We start from the raw sequence: 20252 nt of genomic DNA on the forward strand, positions 1-20252 counted from the left end.
CGGTAAAATCAGGCGATTGGAGGGCGGTACAGCGACGAGGATGGGGCCTCGGGAATGAGGGCTTGAGAGTCGTTATGCAACGAATGTTTATGCAAAAAGTTTGGGTGAGTCAGGTTACCGGATAAATAGACATGGCAATGGCAGCCATGGTGATGGCAATGAAACAGGCAGTCAGTGGACATATTCTGATCAGTGGGATCAGTAGCGGTCGAGCTATCCAGTACTCACGATGATGAGCCATCGATGAAATCAGAGGAATAAGGGGCTGTATCCGAATAATTAATGGGATGCACGTCAGCCATAGCTGTCACTGATTGCAGTGCAATCAAGAGTAACAGCAGATAAGACAGTGCTTTTCGACTCATAAACCGAACATAACCCCAATGAAATGGAATAAACTGCGAAGCAGTCCACCCTTGATTACGGATTCAATCCCCGATTGTCCCAGCGCCTTTCGTTTACCTGTTATCCGCTTATCAAAGCGAGCCAGGTCGAGGATTTTTATTGGCGAGTTATCAAAAAAAGACCATTGCTTGTTGTTCATATTGTGCTCGGCTCAGGACTTGAGCTGCAAGATACGGCGCGCACCATTCAACACAATCAAACCGATGATAAGGCCAATCACCAAGTCTGGATAACGTGAGCCCGTCCAGGCCACCAATCCACCGGCAAGGATCACCCCTAGATTGGCAATCACGTCATTGGCGGAGAAAATCCAGCTGGCTTTCATATGGGCGCCGCTATCCCGGCTTTTGGCAATCAACAGCAGACAGGTCACATTGGCCGCCAAGGCAACAAGCCCGAAGCTCATCATCAAAGTGGAAACCGGTTCACTACCCAATACTAATCGCCTTACCACCTCGCCCAAAGCGCCCAAGGCGAGAATGATCTGAAGCCAACCGGAAAAATGGGCTGCACGCAACTTCATCCGCACACTGTGCCCTACGGCATACAGCGCCACGCCGTAGACGGCGGCATCAGCGAACATATCCAGGGAGTCCGCAATCAAACCAGTGGATTGCGCCCACCAGCCGACAGTAATTTCAATGACAAACATGATGCCATTGATTGCCAGTAGCCACTTGAGAATGCCAGCTTCTCTTTCTGCCTCCTGTTTTGCAGACGCCTGCGCACGGGCGATGGACTCGCTGGCGACGGGCATTGTACTGACAAGTCTCGCGCCCAGACCGACTGATTGCATTCTTTTTTTAATAAGGTCAGCGTTATCACCATGGTAGACACTCACCTTGCGCTTGGGGGTATCGAATTCCAATGTGACTTTAGGATGCACACTGTCCAACGCCATACGGATCATGCCTTCCTCTGAAGGACAGTCCATCTTGGGGACATGATACTCACTAACAAAGCCGCCATGAGAAGCGTCGTGTACTTCGGCAATTTGGGGAGTGTTCTCCGTCGCGTTATTTTGGCAATTGCCACCGCATGTGGTCGTCATAAAAAACCCTTGTTCTATCCAAGGTGGGCAGTTTAAACTCTATAGTTACTATAGAGTCAAGCACAGAGATTGAATAAATGAAGATTGGCGAGCTGGCAAAAAAGACGGATTGCTCGGTGCAAACTATCCGTTACTATGAAAAAGAACAGTTGCTGTGCACGACACAGCGTAGTGACGGCAATTTTCGACTTTACGATGAAGCTGCTGTCGAACAGCTGCTATTTATCAAGCTCTGCCGTAACCTGGATCTCAGTTTGTCCGAGATCCGCCAGCTACTCACATTAAAACGCTCACCGGGTGCGCAATGTGATCAAGTCAATCGCATGATGGATACGCACATTCAACAAGTGGAAACGCGCATTCAGGAGCTGGTTCAGCTGCGCGAGCATTTGAAAGTACTTCGCCGCAGCTGCTCCAGTGGAAGGACGATCGAACAGTGCGGCATCTTGCAAACGTTAACCACTAATCAGCATCAGAAGCGGTAACACTTACGCGCTTGAAATCGGACGCCTGTGTTATCGGCGGTGATGTTGCGCGTTTTGATTTGGATAGTATTAAAAATACCAGGTAAACCAGAAGTACCGAAAGTTGCGCAAGCACGCCTTGCCAGGTGGATTTGACGCCAATCCAGTCAATCTCAAAACTCACAGGTAATGGCGTCATACCGATGATGGCCGCCTCCTGTAATGCCGACACAGCTTTGCCCATCAGGACAAATGCCAGCGCTAGCAGCAAGTAGGTGGTGGCTGAAAAGAATTTGGCGATCGGCAGCTTGACGGAAAAGCGAATCAACACCCACGCCAATATGGCTAACAGCAACAAACCGAGCGCAAAGCCACCACCAACAGAAGAATATTGGGTTGATACCGCCTGCGTTAACAGCGATTGATAAAATAATACGGTTTCAAACACCTCCCGGTAAACCGCCACAAATGCCAACGCCACCAGCCCCCACAAGGTGCCAGACTTAAGTTGGGTATCGACATGTTGCTGAATGTAGGCTTGCCATTGTGCAGCCTGGGTTTTGCTATGCATCCAGATCCCAACATAGAGCAGTACCAACGCGGCCAATAAAGCGGCAATTCCCTCCATGATTTCACGATTGGCACCACTGATCGTGATCAACGATTGAGCGGCGATCCAGGTGGCACCACCGGCAAGTAATGCCGCAATCCAGCCTATGTGGACATATTTAAGCGCATCCCGACGCCCGGTTCTTATCAAAACCGTCGTTAAGGCAATGATAACCAGCAATGCCTCCAGGCCTTCGCGCAACAATATGACCAGACTAGCAGTGAATAAAGTTCCTTCGGACAAGGTGGACTCTGATAACAAACGTTGTGCGTCATCCAACAAATGCCGCGTCTCCGCCATTAGCGCACCCAATTCTCCGTTTACCTCGGGGCGGCTGGTCAATTGTCGTAGTGCCATCATGTTGGACTCGATGGATTGGCGCAGTGCTTTGTCATGCGCATCGAGGCTGTTTTCAATCAGTTCAAAACCGTCCAGATAAGCACTGACGGCGAGTTCACTTGCGGTTGAAAAATCTCCCTTCTGATGCGCTTTTTGGGCGGCTTGAAGTCGATTCCATGTGATTGCCAAGGGATCTTGGGATGCCTTGAATAATGCCGAGGGGTTAGCGCGTAAACTCTCCAAAGCTTGTAGGGTTATATCAGGGCGTGCTGCTGCCAGTTGCAGTGGGTTGTGATTAATCAGCTGCAGTTTGGTAATATTCAAATCATTGTGAGTAGGTTCGCTGGATTGAAAAGCGAGTCCACCGACATAGAATGCCATTGACCAACGCTCTTGCTCCGTTAGTTGTTGAAAAGATGGCATGGCGGTGTCGTCAATGCCATTGGTAATGGCGTCGTATAAACCCAAAATTGATCGATTTAATGCCCGCTCTTTATCGGTAAAGTCCGTGGGTGCGGGATCGAGTTGTGCTGCCAGCACTCCGTCACCTTGACCAGATACTCCATGGCAAGATCCGCAGTTAGTCTCAAATACCGGCCGGATTTTTTCTTGAGGTAATATCCGTTCCGGCAGGGATAAATGTGGCATCAATCCCAACAATGTGCCGCGTAGGCTGGCACTCATTTGACGGATCTCATCAACACCTTTCTTATCATGGATGGCCCTCTGCAATGCCATTGCTTGCACTGCGAGTGACTCTGCATCAGCAGTGGCGGCCAGCGAGCTCTTGCTAACAATCAGTTGTGAAAACTCCACCATCTCCTGATATTCATTGTCATTAATTACCTGACCGTTTTTCACCGCTTCGGCATAATCAACGCCTATGTATTCAGCGAGCTGTGCCAGTTGCCGGAGTTGAGTAACGTTGTCTGGGATCTCAGCTTCATTCGCCCCGGCAGATAGAGAAAGTGGCAGCATCAGAAATATGATGGCATGAAGGGTGGCTCGTTTCAGGCGTTGCAATCTGCAATCAAACATCTCGGTGTTCTCTTATTCATGAATCGCTAATGATTATTGATCGCAATTGTATACTCTATAGCCGCTATAGAGTCAAGAGAAGTAAAAATTACAGTCGGTTGGAAACCGTTTTGATAGAGAGGCCTTCCCAAGGCTCGCTCCTTAATCTTACAGAGATCATTGAAGGTGGATTGATACTGGAAAATCATCGACTTAACCGGGTGAGTGACATGCAGATTTGCGAGGTCCACTTAACCGCCGCAACAGGTTCCTGTGTCTTTATTGCCCTGTGACAACTGTATCGGCGGGCATGGTACCGAGCCATAGGAACAGTAGACACAGCAGTCACCGAGCTTCGGCTTCAATAAAACATGGCACTGCTCACACTCGTAGAACCACTGACACGCGTCGGTGGGCATGGATTCTGTTTTTTTATGGCCGCATTCGGGACAAGTCAGCACTGACTGCAAAATCACCTCTGGCATCATGGTGTTTCCGTTTTCACGATGGTCGATGGATAACCGGCATGGGTGGTCGCTTCGACCAATCTGTCAGCGTTGGTCAGGGAATCCTCAAAGGTTACTACGGCTTGCTTATGCTCATAACTGACCTCGGCTTTTGTTACGCCTTGGACCTTGGTGAGTGCCTTTTTGACCGTGATCGGGCACATGGCACAGTTCATGGTTGGCAGATCCAGCGTGATGGTTTGTGGCTTGGCCCAGGCCGAGAAGCTGGCGATGGTGAATACGAGACCGAGAATGATTTTCTGCATGGTTAGCTCCAGAGTGTTCATGCGAACAGAGGAATCCAGTAGGTGCTGGTGACGAGCACCAGCGCCACGATTGCAGCGATCCAGAAAACCATTTGCCGCCGTTTCCGAGTTTGCGGCACAGCGCAGACGGTTCCCGGTTCACAGGTATCGACCGGTCGATAAACCTGCCAGCCAGCCCAACCGAGCAACAACATAACAAGCATGATGAATACGGGACGGTAGGGCTCCAATACAGTCAGGTTACCGATCCAGGCCCCGCTGATCCCCAATGTGAGTAAAACGAACGGGCCAACGCAGCAAAGACTGGCGCCAACCGCAGCCAGCACACCGCCTATCAGGGGGAGATTATGTTTGGCGAACTCGTCTTTTACGGGCATGACAGACTCCATGAAATGCATTCAATGAAGTCAGTGTAAACGCCGTACTTCGGTACGGAGTCAAGTCCGCCTTAGGTAGAGGTCTGGATCAGGTTGCAACGACTCCACAATAGGGCAGGCGGTGTTGTCAGGATTGGTGCGGCACTGAATGATTAAATCTTCCAAAACTTGCTCCAGGCGGCACAGATCGTTGATTTTTGCCCGCACGCTGATCATTTTGCCTTCCGCCAACTCCTGGACTTCCGAGCAATGGGATTGACCCAGTATCAGCAGATTGGTGATTTCCTCCAGGGATAACCCCAGTTCCTGGGCGCGCTTTATAAAACGAATCCGGTCCAACGTGGTTTCTGGATAGCGACGGTAACCTTCTGCTGGCTTATCAGGTTGTTCAATAAGACCACGGCGTTCGTAATAGCGGACGGTTTCGACATTGACGCCTGCGGCCCTGGCAAGCTGACTGATGGTATACATAATGCTCCACTAATACCGTACCTAAGTACGGAGTATTATAGCCCGAAACCACGACCAGCAATAGGAGGCATTTAACCGCGGTCTTCGTACCGAGCGGGTGGCAAATAAATGGACCGCGTTGGCGTTTTGACGAAGATCGCTCGGTTCGAGTATACTGAACGAATCGAACGATTCATAGTGAGGAGCCAGACAATGGATACACTTTCGGCCAATGAAGCCAAAACCCAGTTTGGCGACCTGCTGCTAAAAGCGCAACGCGCGCCAATCCAGATCAATAAAAACGGCAAGCCCGTTGCCGTGGTTATCTCAATGGATGAGTACGAGAGCATTGAAGCGCTCAAGTTGCGGTTGCTGCAATCAAGGGTTGCGCAGGCAAAAGCCGATATCGCAACAGGCAACCTGGTCGATGGTGAAGCATTTTTTAATGCATTGGAATCAGGTCATCACGACTAGGAACGATACAATTTCTCGGAGAAGCAAAATGCCTGCTGTCGAACTTAATGCAGAACAACTCCAGATGGTGGAAATCATCCATAACCACGCGCGCCAGTTTCCCTGCAACGAAACCGGCGATGCGCAATTATTACAAACTTGCTATGACTATATGGATGCGTTCAAGCGGGTGATGGACAGTACGTCACGCATCCAAATGGATGACATCTGCCAGCGGTACGATGGCTTTTATCGTTTCGCCAAACTTATGGAAATGCTGGCTCGGGGTATTGCCGATGGCATTGTCGAGGTTCCCAAGGATCATTAGCCCGGCCAAATGACTGTATCAAATTACCGCTTAACCCCAGATGCTCAATCTGACCTCATCGACATTCGCCGCTTTACCCTAAAACAATGGGGGGAGGCACAATCGATAAAGTACCTGTCCGAACTCCGGCAAACTCTTCGCCTGCTGACGGAAACACCTTCCTTGGGAAAACCCAGGCCGGACGTGGGCGCGGAGGTGTTGAGCTTCCCCCATGTCAGTCATGTCATCTATTACGTGTTGCATGAGCAGCAGTTGGTGGTTTTTGGTGTCCTGCACAAACGGATGGTACCAATGAACCACCTGGACGGGCGCGAGCTGTTTTGATGATCTGGCCGCATTGAAACCGCACTCGTGATGGAGAGTATCGAACGTATTCAGCTGTTATCCAGCACGGAAGTCGAAGAGTTATATACTCGCCCGGATTTCAATGCCCATGAACAATGCCTCTATTTTTCATTGAGCACGGCAGAACGCACTGCACTTGAGCAGTTTCGCAATACCCAGACCCGTATCCACTTCATTCTGCAATTGGGTTACTTCAAAGCCAAGCAGCAGTTTTTTAACTATTCACTTGATGAAGTCAGTGCCGATGTTGAATATATCGTTGCTACCTACTACAACGGAACAGATGCGGCACAGTTCACCGGAAGCCTTTCCCGTGAATATTCACGTAAGCAACGCCAGGCGATACTGTCGCTTTTCGACTACCGAAGCTGGTCACCTCAGTTTACGGCAGAAATAGAATCCCACATCGGTCTGTTATTACGCTACTACCCAAAAGGACACAGTGCTTTCCGGCAGTTACTCACGTTTTTCGATCACCAGAATTTAATCATTCCGTCCTATCGAACGTTTCAGGACATGTTCAGCCGCGCTTTTGCCGCTGAGGAGCAGCGACTAAACAACGCCATTTCGTCTATTCCGACTTCCATCAGCGATCAGCTTGTGGCGCTGGTGCGGCGAGATGATGGCATTACGGCGCTCAATATCATCCGCGCCGATCAAAAAGATTTTCAGTATACGGCGGTCAAATCGGAAGTGGACAAAGCCCTGCGGATTGAGGAGCTGTACGAGTTTGCGAAGGGTTTTATTCCGTCCCTGGGTCTGTCAAAGAATGCGGTTCGCTACTACGCCGATATTGCCGAACAGTATGCCGCGTCCCGCTTACGTCGGCTGGGTAAACCGCAACAATGGCTTTATGCGCTGTGCTTTGTTTACCATCGCTACCAACAGATCATGGATAATCTGATAGTCAGTTTTTGCTATCACACGCGCGCAATCATGGACGCCGGCAAGACCTACGCCTCAATGGCTCACATGGAGCACAGCTCCAAGGTGGTGACCGATTTTCCCAAGTTGGCCAAGTTTTTGAAGTGGTTCCCAAACCGAAACCCCAACCTGAGCCAGGATGAACTGAATGAGGCAGCCTACAGCTTGTTACCCAAAGAACAGTTTTCAGCCATGGCGGAGTTTCTGGAAGGAAAATCTTTTGATAAGAAAGCCGCTTTGTGGGAGTACTATGGTAAATCTTCACGCATATTTGCTTTGTATCTTCGTCCGATATTTACAACAGTCAATTTGGAGTACTACAAGGAAAACAGTTACATCGGTGATCTGATTAATCTATTGAAAGCGCATTATGCCAGTGGAAAGAGCCCATCGGATTTAAAGATCTGTGATGACCTGGGATTCACCATCCCTAAAAACATGAATCAATATTTAAAGCGGGAGTCGAGTGATACGCACCTTGATCCGTATCTGTTCGAGTTCTTTGTTTACCAGAAGATTTACCATGAAATTGACCGAGGCCGCCTCTATTGCAATGACAGCGTCTCATACTGTGATATCGACACCGATCTGGTGGACGATGCACTGGTAGATGATGTTGAGAAGATCGCTGCGGAGTTTGGTTATCCCAAGATACCCATCTACTGTGATCAGCGACTTGATGAGGCGCTTCAGGAGCTGAATAACGCCTGGGCGCGAACGACTCACAATATCCGTGAGAATGATAATCCTGGATTTAATGTTCGAGAAACCAAGACCGGACAGCAGCACTGGAGTTTGCTCTATGACAGTGTAGAAAAACTGGATGATGCTTTCTTCAAAAATCTGCCCAAGGTCGATATTGCCAGTATCGTCATGTTCATCGGCAATCGGATCGGAATGTGGAGCGCATTTACTCACATGAAAGATCGCTACACCAAGCGGAAAAAACCGGTGCCGCTGGCGATCAACGCCTGCTTATTATCCGAGGCATTTGGGTTCGGCACATTGAAAATGGCTGATATGTCCGATCTCGAAATCAGCCAGTTGCGTGCAATGCGTGAGGATTTCGTGCGAGTGGATACGCTGTGCGCCGCCAATGATATTGTCAGCAATCATATTCACGCCTTACCGATTTTCAAACAGTGGAACCTCATGGATGAGAAAGTGCTGGCCGATGCCGATGGACAAAAACATTCGACCTCCGACAGCACTATTCAGTCCCGTTATTCTAGAAAGTACCTGGGTAGAGGCCGAGACATCTCACTCTACACGCTGCTCGCCAACTATGTAGCGGTCAATGCGAAAAATATCGGCCTGAACGAATACGAAGGACATTCGCTGTACGACATGATCTACAACAACAAAACCGATATTGATATCCAAATGGTAACCGGTGATAACCATTCATTGAACAAGCTGAATTTTGTCACGCTGGATTCCATCGACGTGGATTATGTTCCCAGCATCAAAAATGTGCGGGACGCTGCCGACGATATTTATGCAGCAACACCACTAGACTACGACACCGGCCTCCTAAAACCCAAAGGCGTAATTAATGTGGAGCGCATCAGATCTCAACGTCGAGGTATCATGCGCGTATTGCTTTCACTCATCATGCAGGAGAACACCCAAAGCAATATCATTCGCAAACTTAACTCTCATGCCCGTTACGCCAGGCTAAAAGCGGCACTGTTCGAATACAATACCCTCTTCAAGAGTATCCATGTTCTCAATCTGATTGATGATATGCAGCTCAGAAAAGCAATCCGAAGCGCCCGCAACAGAACAGAAGCCTACCATCAGCTTCAGAGCAATATCCGGAAGACTTATAATGGCATCTTTCAAGGTAAAAGAATCGTCGAAAACCGGGTCAGCGCCCATGCTGCCAGGTTAATCGCGAACTGTATCGTGGCCTACAATAGCATGATCTTGAATGCCGTGTACCAAAGGATGCTGGCCAATGGTGCCTCACAAGGGATCATTGACGAATTTACCCGGATTTCACCGATTGCCTGGACACATACTTTATTTACGGGCCGGTATAACTTCAAGAAAAGCAGTGGGAAAATTAATGTGGAAGCGATGGCAAGGATATTAGAGGATCATGTGAAACAGCATTTTTGGCGTGACGATGGGCTTTAGAGTTGATCGTAATTTGGTCGTTTGTGCAAACTTGTCAAATTTGTCGGTTCTTCCACAGAACCCCTTATAGATACCGTTCGGGTAAAAGAGATATGAACATGACAAGAACTATCAGTAAAGTTGCCAAAGAACTGGCTATCAATATAGAAACCGTTCGCTTCTATGAGCGTCGTGGATTAATAGAGCAACCGCCAAAACCCGAGTTGGGCTACCGCCATTATCCCGATGAAACGGTTAATCGCATCCGGTTCATTAAGCGGGCGCAAGAATTGGGGTTTACCCTGGAAGAGATCGCCAACCTGCTAAGCTTGAATGACCGCCCATGTGCTCAGGTGCAGGAGCTGGCCGAGTATAAACTCAGCGCCGTCATGGAAAAAATTGCCGATCTGAAGCGGCTCGAAAGCGCACTCAAGGCATTATTGACGCAATGTCAGAGTAATAACGATGACTCACATTGTCCCATTATCGACTCCCTGCAACCTTAATTAGTTTTACACGGGCATCACAAAAACGTTTGACTCCGTACATCGGTACGGAGATTACACTTGCTCCATACACTGAAATCAGAGGAGTAAGTCGTGTCACAGAAAGAATCCAATCTACCTATTATTGGCGGCGTTATCGCGGCTGTTGGCGCTGGCCTGTGCTGCGCTGGTCCTTTCGTGTTGTTGCTGCTAGGCGTGAGTGGCTCCTGGATTGGTAATTTAACCTTGTTAGAACCTTATCGTCCCATTTTTATCCTGCTGGTTTTAGCCTTATTTGGCTTCGCAGGCTGGAAGGTCTATCGCCCCGTTGAGGACTGTGAGCCAGGCACCGCCTGTGCAGTTCCTCAAGTGCGAAAACGCCGGCAGGTGATCTTTTGGTTAACGGCACTGACTGCGTTGGTGCTAGTCACCAGCAATTATTGGATTGTCTGGTTTGCCTGAATACTTTCTTACCGCTCACTTTTATTAATGACTTAATACGTTACTGGAGAAAATGATGAAGAAAATTGCCTTGTTGTCTTTGCTAGCCTTGACCAGCCTGACCGCTTTTGCTGCGCCGAAAACAGTTACTTTGGAAGTTCCAACCATGAACTGTGTGACCTGCCCCTTTACGGTCAAAAATGCCTTAAAAAATGTTGAGGGTGTGAGTAAAGCTGAAGTCACCTTTGAAACCAAATTGGCAGTTGTCACATTCGACGACGAAAAAACCACAGTAAAAGCACTGACCGAAGCCACCACTAATGCGGGTTATCCATCAACGCTCAAGGAGTAAAGCATGGAAATGCTAATACAGTTACTGACCCGTTTCGGCGATAAGATTAGCTCATTGGGCGCGCTGGTTTCTGCTATGGGATGCGCCATGTGTTTCCCGGCCATCGCCAGCCTGGGCGCTGCGGTCGGGTTGGGTTTTCTCAGCCAATGGGAAGGTTTGTTTGTTAATACCCTGTTACCGTTGTTTGCCTGGATTGCCCTGGTACTCAACGGACTTGGCTGGTTCAGCCACCGGCAATGGCACCGTAGTGCGCTGGGTGTGGTCGGCCCCATTTTATTGCTGTTATCGCTCTATCCGTTTTTCCAATACGGCTGGAGCAGCTATGTCACCTATTCAGCGTTAGGCCTGATGGTTGCCGTATCGCTTTGGGATATTTTTTCACCCGCGAATAAACGCTGTGATGATGACAGCTGTGCTGTTTAACACGACGCAATGCCTGACTACTATTTGAGGAAAACGAATGATCTTACTATCGATAGAAGGGATGACCTGTCCAAGTTGCGTCGCTCACGTTAAAGAAGCGCTCGATGCGATCGAAGGCGTGAATAAGGTTGAAATATCTTATGAAAACGCCAGCGCAACGATCACCACAAACGGTGGGGTCAGCGTAACCGATCTCATTGGAGCGATTGAAGCCCTGGGTTATACCGCAAAAGAAAACCCCTTAGCGGAAAACACAGCACCGAACGCCTACTGTGACAACGAAAATACCAGCAACACAGAAAGCAACCGAACTCAACATGTGGCGATTATCGGTACGGGTTCCGGCGCTTTTGCCTGTGCTATCAAAGCCGCTGAAGGTGGTGCCAAGGTCACTCTTATTGAGGGAGCCGATGTGATTGGCGGCTGTTGCGTGAATGTCGGCTGCGTACCCTCAAAAATTTTGATCCGCGCCGCTCAATTGGCACAGCAGCAACGCAATAATCCCTTTGCCGGACTGGAAAATCATGCGCCCCAATTGAGTCGAGCCTTGTTGGCTCAGCAGCAGACCGCTCGAGTCGAAGAGCTGCGCGCTGCAAAGTATCAGAATATTCTAGAGACAAATCCTGCGCTTAGTTTACTTAAAGGTTGGGCGCAATTTAAAAATGCAAACACCCTGATAGTCAGAAAAAATGATGGCACTGAGCAGGAAATCTTTGCTGATAAAATCCTGATCGCCACTGGCTCCACGCCAACCATTCCTCCCATCGAGGGGCTGGCCGAAACGCCTTACTGGACCTCTACCGAAGCGCTGTTTGCCGAGGAATTGCCGCAGCACCTGGTGGTGATTGGTTCATCGGTCGTGGCGCTAGAAATTGCCCAGGCTTACCGACGATTGGGCAGTGAAGTCACCGTGTTGGCAAGACACTCACTACTTTACAGTGAAGACCCCATAATCGGTGAAAAACTGGCAGGCTGTTTTGAAAAAGAAGGCATTCGAGTTTTAAACAACACGCAAGCCACCCAAGTGACCCACGATGGAAATCAATTCACCCTGAACACTAATGCAGGCGAGCTCAGTTGTGATCGTTTGCTGGTAAGCACCGGGCGACACGCCAATACCAGCCAACTCAATCTGGACGCGGTGGGTGTCACCACCAACAAAAAGGGCGAAATCGTTGTTAACGAACGCATGGAAACCAATGTTGCTGGTATTTACGCTGCCGGTGACTGCTCTAACATGCCGCAATTTGTCTATGTCGCCGCGGCCGCCGGTAGCCGTGCTGGTATCAATATGACGGGCGGCGACGCCAAACTGGATCTGTCCACCATGCCCGCCGTGATCTTTACCGATCCACAGGTGGCTACCGTCGGACTGACCGAGGAGCAAGCCAGGGCTCAGGATATTGAGACCGACAGCCGCGTACTGGGTATGGAAAATGTCCCACGTGCGTTAGCCAACTTTGAAACCGACGGTTTTATCAAACTGGTCACAGAGAAGGAAACGGGGTTGTTGCTAGGCGCGCAGATCCTGGCTCACGAAGGCGGCGAACTGATCCAGAGTGCGGCTTTAGCCATCCGCAACCGTATGACGGTGACGGAATTAGCCGACCAGCTTTTCCCTTACCTCACCATGGTGGAAGGTTTGAAGCTCTGCGCGCAAACCTTTAACAAGGATGTCAAAGAACTGTCCTGTTGTGCAGGATAAGAGAGGGCAGTATGGGAACGGCACCCGCCACGCATTCACTGACAGCCCCAACGGTCAATGCGTTGGCGGATGGATTGAACAAGGGTGAATTCGTTCCTTTTTACCAGCCTCTATGGGATGTTCAACACCAATGCTGGGAAGGCGCTGAAACGCTCATTCGCTGGCAACATCCAACTGAAGGATTGATCCAGTCAGACACCTTTATTCCCGTTGCCGAACAAAGCGGATTAATTCTGGAACTGGGCGCGTTTGTCTTACGGGCGGCCTGTCAACAGATGATGCATTGGCGTCAACGCGGTTTACCCGAGGGTATCATCGCGGTCAACGTCTCTGCCTTACAAATCCACCAACCTGACTTTGTCGAAGACCTTGCCAGGATATTGCGTGATACGGGACTGCCTGCTCCGGCATTGGAACTGGAATTAACCGAAACACTGGCCCTGGAGGATACGCCAATCCTGATCGAAAACCTGCATCGCTGCCAGGCGCTGGGCATTCGCCTGTCCATCGACGATTTTGGTACCGGGAGTTCGTCGCTGGCACGCTTGCAATGCTGCCCAGTGACCCGCCTAAAAATCGACAAAACCTTTGTCACGCATATGACAACCGAGCCAAAGGATCGCGCCATTACCGAAAGCGTCATCACCCTTGGCCATAACCTGAATTTATCCATCGTCGCGGAAGGGGTTGAGACGGCCACTCAACAACAACTTTTAGAGAAGCTTGGCTGTGATGTATTACAGGGCTATCGGCTGGCGCGGCCAGCCGATGCCGAAACGACTGAAGCGTTGTGGCCAGGCCGCAGTGTTTGAAACGAACGGAGACAAACCCATGTCAAAAGCCGCCGTGTCAAAAGATGTGTCACGATACTTTGAGGTGATCCCCGACTTTGCGGCATTCATGGATGCCGATGGGCAGGCACTCGAATTTCCCCTGACGATCTCGCAACTGGCGAAAGCCGCGCAAACCACAGTGCATACCGTCAGGAATTACGTCTTGGAAAATTTGGTACTTTGCCCAGAGCATTCCGCGGGTGGTTTCGGTTTATACAATCAATGCGCTTTAAACCGGCTGCGCTTCATTCGCGCAGCGCGTGCGGCGGGCCTGCTGATCCTGGATATAAAACCCTTGCTCTACGCCATCAACGAAGGCGACCAGCAAGCCTGTGAAGCCGCCATGCGCGAACTGCAAACCAAAATTGATGAACGCCAGGCTTACTTGCAGGCATTGGATTCACAGCTGTCGGAGCTGCGCCAACTGGCCTGATCGCCATAACAAAGGAGTATACGATGTCAGAAAAATGTGAAACCGGCCCCCACGACTGGGTAGCCAATAAAGGCCGATTTATTCTCACCTGGGTATTGCCAGCGATACTCATAGTGATTACCGGCATGATGCAACTTGCACCGTGGATGACCGGCAGTATCTGGGCGATCGCTTTAAGTTGGATGGGATATGCCTGTTTAAGAAATGCGCGTCAATGTGGGCGAATGCATTGTTTTTTCAGCGGGCCATTTTTTCTGGGTTCCGCCATGTTGGCATTAGGCATTGGGATGCAGTGGATACAATGGCTCACCTTTAACGGATTAGGACTCTTTTTACTGATCGGTACACCACTGGTTTGCGTGTTACCGGAGATGTTCTGGGGAACTTACAAAGTTGCGACAAACGGCAAAGAAGAATGAATGCGATAGTGAAGCGCGCTACAAACTCTATAAAACGCCTCTGGTCACTTGTAGTGTATGCATTTCAATCGCCGGTTCAGGATTCTCACTCAAAACGGCGTACCGCGATCCTCTTTAGTCTGGTGCTGGTCGTCCACTTGGTAGTCCTGCCAGCGCATGAACTGGGTTCCGATATTGGCTTGCGTTCTTTTGCACATCTTAATCTGAGAATCGCGCTATTTGCGTTTTTGTTCGCAACGCTGGAGAGCGTTCTCATCAATTTATGGGTTCAACTGATACGCAAGAAGACCCATTGCAGAACGGCACCAGCGGCGGGCGGCATAGTTATCGGGATTGTAAGCCCCCTGTTGTGTTGTACCCCGCTGCTGCCGACCATCTTAAGTTTTATCGCCATTTTGTTTCCTTCCGCTGTTTCTGGTATGGGTCTCAAAATTCAGTATGCGGTCAATGTGTATCAAACCGAACTGTTGCTGTTGGCGTTGGTATTACTGTTGTTTGCGATTGTTCAAAATGCTTGGCATCTCAATTCAGGCGACGTAATGGCAGGCCATCACAAGGAATAAAGCAATGAAAGCCACTTGCGACTAATCTAGGCATATCCAAATGACGACTAGAAACCTGATAACTTTAACGCGATGCTTTTACACAATAATGCATCTATCAGAGAAAATTTAAGTCGATGGCCGCTATCTATCAGACAGCTTATCCACGAATTAAATCTGATATCACCGAAGATGAGTTAGGGGATGTCTATACACCTACGCCGGAAGATCAGAAGTTTGCACTGCGTCACTGTAAACGAACCAGCGCATCCTTTTTGGGGCTCCTGATTCAGCTAAAAATCACGCAGCGATTGGGCCGGTTCGTAAACCTGGGTGAAATACCAAAGGTGATCATCACGCACATTAAAAATCAGTGCCGTTCGCGGGTGACACTGAAGGATCTCCAAACCTATTACACATCGGGCGCGAAGGATCGTCACGTAAAGCTGATTCGGCGCCATCTTAATATAAAAGCCTACGATGCGGCCAAGACCTCTGAATTGGCACAGATTTGGGCACTTGAGGCAGCGACTACCAAAGAAGCATTACCGGATATCATCAATGTCACGTTGGAATATTTGGTCAAAGAGCGATACGAGTTACCGGCGTTCAGTGTACTTGAGCGGATATGTCAGGCGGCCAGGGCCGAAGTCAACACTCGGTATTACGATCAATTGTGTGGCTTTTTAGAGTCTGAAAGTCGCCAATGCATCAACGATATTCTTCGATCTAGCACAGGACTGAATGGTTTTGGTTGGAGCACGCTGAAAAATGAACCCAAACGCCCGACCCCTCGCAATATCCATGCGTACATCCAATACCTGGAATGGCTTACATCCCTGCAAACACTTTTGCCCACGGATTTGGGGTTGCCGCCAGTTAAACACCAGCAGTTTATCAACGAGGCCAAGGCCCTGGATTACGCCGAATTGATGAAACTAAAGCTGAACAAGCGACTCGCACTCGTCATCGTTTTAATCCGGCACCAATACGCACAAACACTGGATAACGCCGCCGATATTTTTATCAAGATGTTGTTAAAAATGGATCGCTCGGCGCAGAAGCTGTTGGAGAAGTACCTTGCAGACCATCAAAAGCAAACCGATCATTTGATTTCTGTGTTGTCTGGGACGGTCAAGGTGTATCTTGATAAACCCGATTCGGTGGCAGCTTTTGATCCGATACTGGGAAAGAACAGTGATCAGCTAATGCAAATGTGCGAACAATATATGGCATTCGCAGGCAACAACTATTTGCCGTTTATGGTTCGACTCTATAAAAAGCAACGATCCACCTTGTTTCGTACGATTGAAATACTCAACCTGGCATCGGCCACGGAAGACAAGGACTTGCTCAATGCGTTCCAGTTTATTTTGACGCACAAAAAGCGTCGCACGGAGTTCCTGTCAATTCAAAGCGATCCGAACGATCCCTCTTCCAGAAATGTCATTAATATTCGCTGGATTCGCGAAAGCTGGTGGAAATTAGTCACGGGAAAATCAACCAAATCAGCACAGGTGTCGGAGGTTAATAAAACCTGTTTTGAGCTGTGTGTGTTTGAACGGATCGCTGAAGAACTAAGTACCGGTGACTTGTTCATTCCCTACAGTGAAACCTTCGATGATTACCGGGAGCAGATGATCACCTGGGAAGAATACGAAGCGCAGTTGCCTACCTATTGCGAGGAGGTAGGGCTCGTCGCCGGTGATACTGAATTTACAACAACGCTGAAGAAGTCCATGGAAACGAGCTGCCGGAAAGCTGACAGCCAATTCCCGGAGGACGAACTGGTTCGTATTGAAAACGGGAATCTGATTATCGGTAAACCAAAGCCTGATCAACCCTTACCTGAAGTCGAAGAAATTGGAGCGCTTTTGCGCGATCGGTTGGACAAAATCAACCTGCTTGATGTGATTATCAATGTCGAAAAGTGGCTGAACCTGAATAAACATTTTGGCCCGTTGTCGGGCTTCGAATCACGTATCAGCGACCCGGAGTTACGTTTTGTCCTGACCGTGTTTTGTTACGGTACCAACATTGGTCCCACCGAAACCGTGCGATCTGTGCAGGGCGTTTCTCGCAAGCAAGTCGCCTGGCTTAACTTAAAACGCACGACGGAAGCGCGTCTCGATAAAGCTATTGCGAAGATCAATAGCGAGTATAAGAAATACCGGCTCATTGAGTGTTGGGGATCAGGCAGCAGTGTGTCCGCTGATGGAAAGCTTTGGGATCTCTACGAAGATAATTTGCTATCTGAATACCATATTCGGTATGGCAGCTATGGCGGCATTGCCTATTACCACGTCTCGGACACCTATATTGCATTGTTCAGCCGGTTTATTCCCTGCGGTGTCTACGAGGCGATTTATATCTTGGACGGCCTACTCAACGATGAATCTGATTTTAATCCGGACACCGTTCACGGCGATACACAGGCGCAATCCACACCCGTCTTTGGCCTGGCGTACTTGCTGGGCATAAAGCTCATGCCCCGTATCCGAAATATCAAAGATCTCAGCTTTTATAAGCCTGATCGCTCCATGGTACTCAAGCATATTCAGTCTTTGTTCAAGGAGCCGATCAAGTGGGATCTCATTGAAAAGCACTATGCGGATATGATGCGAACGGCCATGTCAGTTAAAGCAGGGAAAATCACCGCTTCGACAATCCTGCGCCGGTTCGGCACCAAGAACCGGAAAAACAAGCTGTACTTTGCGTTCCGTGAACTCGGGCGCGTGGTCAGAACCATGTTTTTGCTGGAATACATTACCGACGTTGATCTGCGCAAAACAATCCAGGCAGCGACCTGTAAGAGCGAAGAGTTCAATGAGTTTGCCCGGTGGTTGTTTTTTGCTAATGGCGGGAAAATTCCTGCAAACTTGAGACACGAACAAAGCAAAATCGTTAAATACAATCATTTGCTGGCCAACTTCGCGATCTTATACAACGTAAACGCGATGACCGAAGTGTTCAATCAATTGAAGTCGGAAGGGTACAATATTACCCGCGACATTATGGCCGAATTCTCACCGTATCATACCGAGCATTTGGGGCGGCTAGGAAGTTTTGAGCTGGATCTAACCAAGCAGGTTAAGCCCATGACTTTTGAACTGCTGGTTGATTAATTCATAATATTCAATCGGTTACGTTAGAAGTGGCTAAATTCAACGCTTTTACCGGCCGGACCTCAAAATCACGTAATTCATTGCTTATAACAAGCGTGGCACCTTCCCACTTACTTTGAGTGTGATGGTAATATAATCCACATGCTATGTGCGATAACACGCTGTCAAAACGTCTTAGGTCGATTGAATACGCCGCAGTGTGTTCTACTTTTCCATCGGGATGTTTTAGCATTACACGTTGATAGTTATCTAAAAAGTTCGAGTATGTGTCAGGCCGCCGGTCAATTGCTCGCATGATCTTGGTATTAAACAGCTGCTCTTTTATGTCATTTCCATGAAAGCACGTAGATAGACAAAACACTAAATACTCATCGTCTCTACTCTTACTATTATTGTGTTTCTCACAGGATGGTACCGTTATTAAATCTTTGCGTAGACTGATTTCACTGAGCACATCTTTTTGTTTTGGAAACAATGCTTTTGGAGGAATATGCTCCTTCGTTGTCGCTAAGGCATCGCACATGTAGCACGTTCTCTTTCGCATTAGCTACTCGACTTTTCTATCTTTGCCAGATGAGGCACGCTTTTTTCGCTCAACCTGCACATACACCGTATCGGTTGTCGCACTGCTAGAATGGCCCAGATCTTCTGATAGATCCTTTAGCGGTCTATCACGCTCTATCTCCATGCTTGCACCGGTATGACGCAGATAATGTGTGGTGGCTTCATTTAATTTCTGAGCGGATTCTAATCCTTGTTCTGACTTCATTTTGTCAAATGCAGCGTCGAACACGCTCTGAATAAGCCTCGAAATTTGACGACCTGTTAAACCACCGCGGCCTCTTATTTTTTCAACCAGAACGGTTTGCTCACCTTTGGACGGTAAAGGTGATAGTCCACGCCATTTTCTATAGCGTTTCAAAAACGTAAGATAACCCGGTGGTACCGTGATATCTCTTATCTTTTTACCTTTTCCATAGGCCTTAAACCACCAGTTGTTGCCCTCATCTGTCCAAAAATGACTCATCAAGGGCGTCCAATCATTGCGCTCCGAGAGTTCTGAAAGCCTCAGAAATAGGGTTTTCATGGTAGCAATAGTAAATAAACTACGCTCCAAAAGCGGATCACTATCCGCCATCTCAACGGCAGTATCCAAGAGATATTGCCATTGCTGCTCAGTTAATCGACTTATCGTCTTTACCTGACTGTCTTTTATCAAGTACTTACAGTCTCGTTTTGCCAATGGAATAGGATTGCCGAAACAAATTTCTTCATCGATGAGATGGCGGTAAAAAGAGCTTAATGCCACAAAGGTAGATTCGAGGGTCTGCAATGAGGGTTGGTACTTTTTCGGATCGAGCACTCTGTCTTTATCGTATTTCGGCGGCGTTTGCCTGAACGGCGTCCACTTAAGGTTTGAAGCAAAGTAACCGTTATTGAGGCGAAATCGGTCATGGAGCTGGGTGCTTATCCATTTAACCGGTGGCGCCACACAGAAATCAATGTATCGCAAAATATCTGCTTTACGTAAATCATCTACTGGCTGCTTATCTACCATAAAGACCCACAATAGGAACTTTTCGATGTCATTTCGAAAACGCACGTACGTGTGTTGTGATTTGTTGCGACCAATATATAAAAGGTATTCTTTCGCCCAGTCCCAGTGCTGTCTCATCCATGTCGGTTGATTGTCTAAGAATGAACTTAGCTGTGGATAGTCAGACAAACTGAGCTCTGCTAGCTCAGTATACGTGGGAAACAACGGTGTGGGTTTAGTGATGGCCAAGTGTGTTGTGATTGTTAGTTAAGATGCAAACATTATAACTTAATCCTGCACC

General features: G+C 48.6%; 24 protein-coding genes. 15 read left to right on the forward strand and 9 right to left on the reverse strand.

What is annotated here, in order from left to right; genetic code table 11:
- Nucleotides 1–109: 109 nt before the first annotated feature.
- A complete protein-coding gene (locus AC566Q_RS18165) occupies nucleotides 110–241 on the reverse strand; it encodes a hypothetical protein (protein WP_499609142.1) in 132 nt (43 codons plus the stop codon).
- Between the two features lie 315 nt (nucleotides 242–556).
- Nucleotides 557–1456: a cation efflux transmembrane domain-containing protein gene (locus tag AC566Q_RS18170; RefSeq protein WP_011711494.1), complete on the reverse strand. Its 900-nt coding sequence runs from the start codon at nucleotides 1454–1456 to the stop codon at nucleotides 557–559.
- A 77-nt stretch (nucleotides 1457–1533) separates the two neighbouring features.
- Here AC566Q_RS18170 and cadR point away from each other — a divergent pair, with 77 nt between their 5' ends.
- On the forward strand, nucleotides 1534–1941 hold the full coding sequence (gene cadR / locus AC566Q_RS18175) for a Cd(II)/Pb(II)-responsive transcriptional regulator (protein ID WP_105935174.1): 408 nt from the start codon (nucleotides 1534–1536) through the stop codon (nucleotides 1939–1941).
- Here the strand turns inward: cadR and AC566Q_RS18180 are convergent.
- The 5 genes from AC566Q_RS18180 to merR (AC566Q_RS18200) form a co-directional block, all read right to left on the reverse strand.
- Nucleotides 1919–3907: a cytochrome c/FTR1 family iron permease gene (locus AC566Q_RS18180; RefSeq protein ID WP_499609146.1), complete on the reverse strand. Its 1989-nt coding sequence runs from the start codon at nucleotides 3905–3907 to the stop codon at nucleotides 1919–1921. The two genes, cadR and AC566Q_RS18180, sit on opposite strands and share 23 nt — an antisense overlap.
- Nucleotides 3908–4137: 230 nt before the next feature.
- Entirely contained in the window at nucleotides 4138–4374 is a 237-nt protein-coding gene (locus AC566Q_RS18185; protein ID WP_427616048.1) for a GDCCVxC domain-containing (seleno)protein, read from the reverse strand.
- Nucleotides 4371–4658, reverse strand: a complete 288-nt coding sequence (merP, locus tag AC566Q_RS18190) for a mercury resistance system periplasmic binding protein MerP (RefSeq protein WP_050660120.1) — start codon at nucleotides 4656–4658, stop codon at nucleotides 4371–4373. Before merP (AC566Q_RS18190) ends, AC566Q_RS18185 begins: the two co-directional genes overlap by 4 nt.
- A gap of 17 nt (nucleotides 4659–4675) precedes the next feature.
- A complete protein-coding gene (locus AC566Q_RS18195; RefSeq protein ID WP_499609150.1) occupies nucleotides 4676–5035 on the reverse strand; it encodes a mercuric transporter MerT family protein in 360 nt (119 codons plus the stop codon).
- A 60-nt stretch (nucleotides 5036–5095) separates the two neighbouring features.
- Complete coding sequence (merR, locus tag AC566Q_RS18200) at nucleotides 5096–5509, reverse strand: mercury resistance transcriptional regulator MerR (RefSeq protein WP_499617548.1); 414 nt, start codon at nucleotides 5507–5509, stop codon at nucleotides 5096–5098.
- 189 nt (nucleotides 5510–5698) lie between these two features.
- On the opposite strand from merR (AC566Q_RS18200), the gene AC566Q_RS18205 reads away from it, so the two are divergent.
- From AC566Q_RS18205 to AC566Q_RS18270, 14 genes are all read left to right on the forward strand, one after another.
- A complete protein-coding gene (locus AC566Q_RS18205; RefSeq protein WP_499609153.1) occupies nucleotides 5699–5959 on the forward strand; it encodes a type II toxin-antitoxin system Phd/YefM family antitoxin in 261 nt (86 codons plus the stop codon).
- Nucleotides 5960–5987: 28 nt separating this feature from the next.
- A complete protein-coding gene (locus AC566Q_RS18210; RefSeq protein ID WP_499609155.1) occupies nucleotides 5988–6266 on the forward strand; it encodes an arylsulfatase regulator in 279 nt (92 codons plus the stop codon).
- Between the two features lie 9 nt (nucleotides 6267–6275).
- Nucleotides 6276–6590 (forward strand): type II toxin-antitoxin system RelE/ParE family toxin, encoded by a 315-nt coding sequence (locus AC566Q_RS18215; protein WP_499609158.1) that lies wholly within the window; start codon nucleotides 6276–6278, stop codon nucleotides 6588–6590.
- 30 nt (nucleotides 6591–6620) lie between these two features.
- Nucleotides 6621–9677, forward strand: a complete 3057-nt coding sequence (locus AC566Q_RS18220) for a Tn3 family transposase (RefSeq protein WP_499609161.1) — start codon at nucleotides 6621–6623, stop codon at nucleotides 9675–9677.
- 98 nt (nucleotides 9678–9775) lie between these two features.
- Complete coding sequence (gene merR / locus AC566Q_RS18225) at nucleotides 9776–10162, forward strand: mercury resistance transcriptional regulator MerR (protein ID WP_040133151.1); 387 nt, start codon at nucleotides 9776–9778, stop codon at nucleotides 10160–10162.
- A gap of 93 nt (nucleotides 10163–10255) precedes the next feature.
- Nucleotides 10256–10603, forward strand: a complete 348-nt coding sequence (locus AC566Q_RS18230) for a mercuric transporter MerT family protein (RefSeq protein ID WP_007642845.1) — start codon at nucleotides 10256–10258, stop codon at nucleotides 10601–10603.
- Nucleotides 10604–10658: 55 nt separating this feature from the next.
- Nucleotides 10659–10934 (forward strand): mercury resistance system periplasmic binding protein MerP, encoded by a 276-nt coding sequence (gene merP / locus AC566Q_RS18235; protein ID WP_011711647.1) that lies wholly within the window; start codon nucleotides 10659–10661, stop codon nucleotides 10932–10934.
- A gap of 3 nt (nucleotides 10935–10937) precedes the next feature.
- Nucleotides 10938–11357, forward strand: a complete 420-nt coding sequence (gene merC / locus AC566Q_RS18240; RefSeq protein ID WP_007642843.1) for an organomercurial transporter MerC — start codon at nucleotides 10938–10940, stop codon at nucleotides 11355–11357.
- Between the two features lie 37 nt (nucleotides 11358–11394).
- The gene (gene merA, locus AC566Q_RS18245) at nucleotides 11395–13062 is read left to right on the forward strand and encodes a mercury(II) reductase (RefSeq protein ID WP_020833624.1); all 1668 of its coding nucleotides are present in this window, start codon (nucleotides 11395–11397) and stop codon (nucleotides 13060–13062) included.
- An 11-nt stretch (nucleotides 13063–13073) separates the two neighbouring features.
- Entirely contained in the window at nucleotides 13074–13874 is an 801-nt protein-coding gene (locus AC566Q_RS18250; RefSeq protein ID WP_020833625.1) for a putative bifunctional diguanylate cyclase/phosphodiesterase, read from the forward strand.
- A gap of 19 nt (nucleotides 13875–13893) precedes the next feature.
- Nucleotides 13894–14328: a MerR family transcriptional regulator gene (locus tag AC566Q_RS18255; RefSeq protein WP_011711644.1), complete on the forward strand. Its 435-nt coding sequence runs from the start codon at nucleotides 13894–13896 to the stop codon at nucleotides 14326–14328.
- A 23-nt stretch (nucleotides 14329–14351) separates the two neighbouring features.
- Complete coding sequence (locus AC566Q_RS18260) at nucleotides 14352–14747, forward strand: hypothetical protein (RefSeq protein WP_040133152.1); 396 nt, start codon at nucleotides 14352–14354, stop codon at nucleotides 14745–14747.
- Complete coding sequence (locus AC566Q_RS18265) at nucleotides 14744–15310, forward strand: hypothetical protein (RefSeq protein ID WP_040133153.1); 567 nt, start codon at nucleotides 14744–14746, stop codon at nucleotides 15308–15310. Before AC566Q_RS18260 ends, AC566Q_RS18265 begins: the two co-directional genes overlap by 4 nt.
- A 116-nt stretch (nucleotides 15311–15426) precedes the next feature.
- Nucleotides 15427–18414, forward strand: coding sequence for a Tn3 family transposase (locus tag AC566Q_RS18270; protein WP_273105602.1), 2988 nt, complete (start codon nucleotides 15427–15429; stop codon nucleotides 18412–18414).
- Between the two features lie 10 nt (nucleotides 18415–18424).
- On the opposite strand, the gene AC566Q_RS18275 is transcribed toward AC566Q_RS18270, so the two are convergent.
- A complete protein-coding gene (locus AC566Q_RS18275) occupies nucleotides 18425–18937 on the reverse strand; it encodes a hypothetical protein (protein ID WP_499609167.1) in 513 nt (170 codons plus the stop codon).
- A 24-nt stretch (nucleotides 18938–18961) separates the two neighbouring features.
- Nucleotides 18962–20200 carry a tyrosine-type recombinase/integrase gene (locus tag AC566Q_RS18280; RefSeq protein WP_071980015.1) on the reverse strand — a complete coding sequence of 413 codons (1239 nt, stop codon included), beginning with the start codon at nucleotides 20198–20200 and terminating at the stop codon, nucleotides 18962–18964.
- Nucleotides 20201–20252 lie beyond the last annotated feature (52 nt).

The organism is Alteromonas sp. H02 (assembly GCF_059682525.1).

Coding starts and splice junctions, on each gene's coding strand:
- AC566Q_RS18165 (WP_499609142.1), bottom strand. CDS start 241: ATGGCTCATCATCGTGAGTACTGGATAGCTCGACCGCTACTGATCCCA.
- AC566Q_RS18170 (WP_011711494.1), bottom strand. CDS start 1,456: ATGACGACCACATGCGGTGGCAATTGCCAAAATAACGCGACGGAGAAC.
- cadR (WP_105935174.1), top strand. CDS start 1,534: ATGAAGATTGGCGAGCTGGCAAAAAAGACGGATTGCTCGGTGCAAACT.
- AC566Q_RS18180 (WP_499609146.1), bottom strand. CDS start 3,907: ATGTTTGATTGCAGATTGCAACGCCTGAAACGAGCCACCCTTCATGCC.
- AC566Q_RS18185 (WP_427616048.1), bottom strand. CDS start 4,374: ATGATGCCAGAGGTGATTTTGCAGTCAGTGCTGACTTGTCCCGAATGC.
- merP (WP_050660120.1), bottom strand. CDS start 4,658: ATGCAGAAAATCATTCTCGGTCTCGTATTCACCATCGCCAGCTTCTCG.
- AC566Q_RS18195 (WP_499609150.1), bottom strand. CDS start 5,035: ATGCCCGTAAAAGACGAGTTCGCCAAACATAATCTCCCCCTGATAGGC.
- AC566Q_RS18205 (WP_499609153.1), top strand. CDS start 5,699: ATGGATACACTTTCGGCCAATGAAGCCAAAACCCAGTTTGGCGACCTG.
- AC566Q_RS18210 (WP_499609155.1), top strand. CDS start 5,988: ATGCCTGCTGTCGAACTTAATGCAGAACAACTCCAGATGGTGGAAATC.
- AC566Q_RS18215 (WP_499609158.1), top strand. CDS start 6,276: ATGACTGTATCAAATTACCGCTTAACCCCAGATGCTCAATCTGACCTC.
- AC566Q_RS18220 (WP_499609161.1), top strand. CDS start 6,621: ATGGAGAGTATCGAACGTATTCAGCTGTTATCCAGCACGGAAGTCGAA.
- merR (WP_040133151.1), top strand. CDS start 9,776: ATGACAAGAACTATCAGTAAAGTTGCCAAAGAACTGGCTATCAATATA.
- merP (WP_011711647.1), top strand. CDS start 10,659: ATGAAGAAAATTGCCTTGTTGTCTTTGCTAGCCTTGACCAGCCTGACC.
- merC (WP_007642843.1), top strand. CDS start 10,938: ATGGAAATGCTAATACAGTTACTGACCCGTTTCGGCGATAAGATTAGC.
- merA (WP_020833624.1), top strand. CDS start 11,395: ATGATCTTACTATCGATAGAAGGGATGACCTGTCCAAGTTGCGTCGCT.
- AC566Q_RS18250 (WP_020833625.1), top strand. CDS start 13,074: ATGGGAACGGCACCCGCCACGCATTCACTGACAGCCCCAACGGTCAAT.
- AC566Q_RS18255 (WP_011711644.1), top strand. CDS start 13,894: ATGTCAAAAGCCGCCGTGTCAAAAGATGTGTCACGATACTTTGAGGTG.
- AC566Q_RS18260 (WP_040133152.1), top strand. CDS start 14,352: ATGTCAGAAAAATGTGAAACCGGCCCCCACGACTGGGTAGCCAATAAA.
- AC566Q_RS18265 (WP_040133153.1), top strand. CDS start 14,744: ATGAATGCGATAGTGAAGCGCGCTACAAACTCTATAAAACGCCTCTGG.
- AC566Q_RS18270 (WP_273105602.1), top strand. CDS start 15,427: ATGGCCGCTATCTATCAGACAGCTTATCCACGAATTAAATCTGATATC.
- AC566Q_RS18275 (WP_499609167.1), bottom strand. CDS start 18,937: ATGTGCGATGCCTTAGCGACAACGAAGGAGCATATTCCTCCAAAAGCA.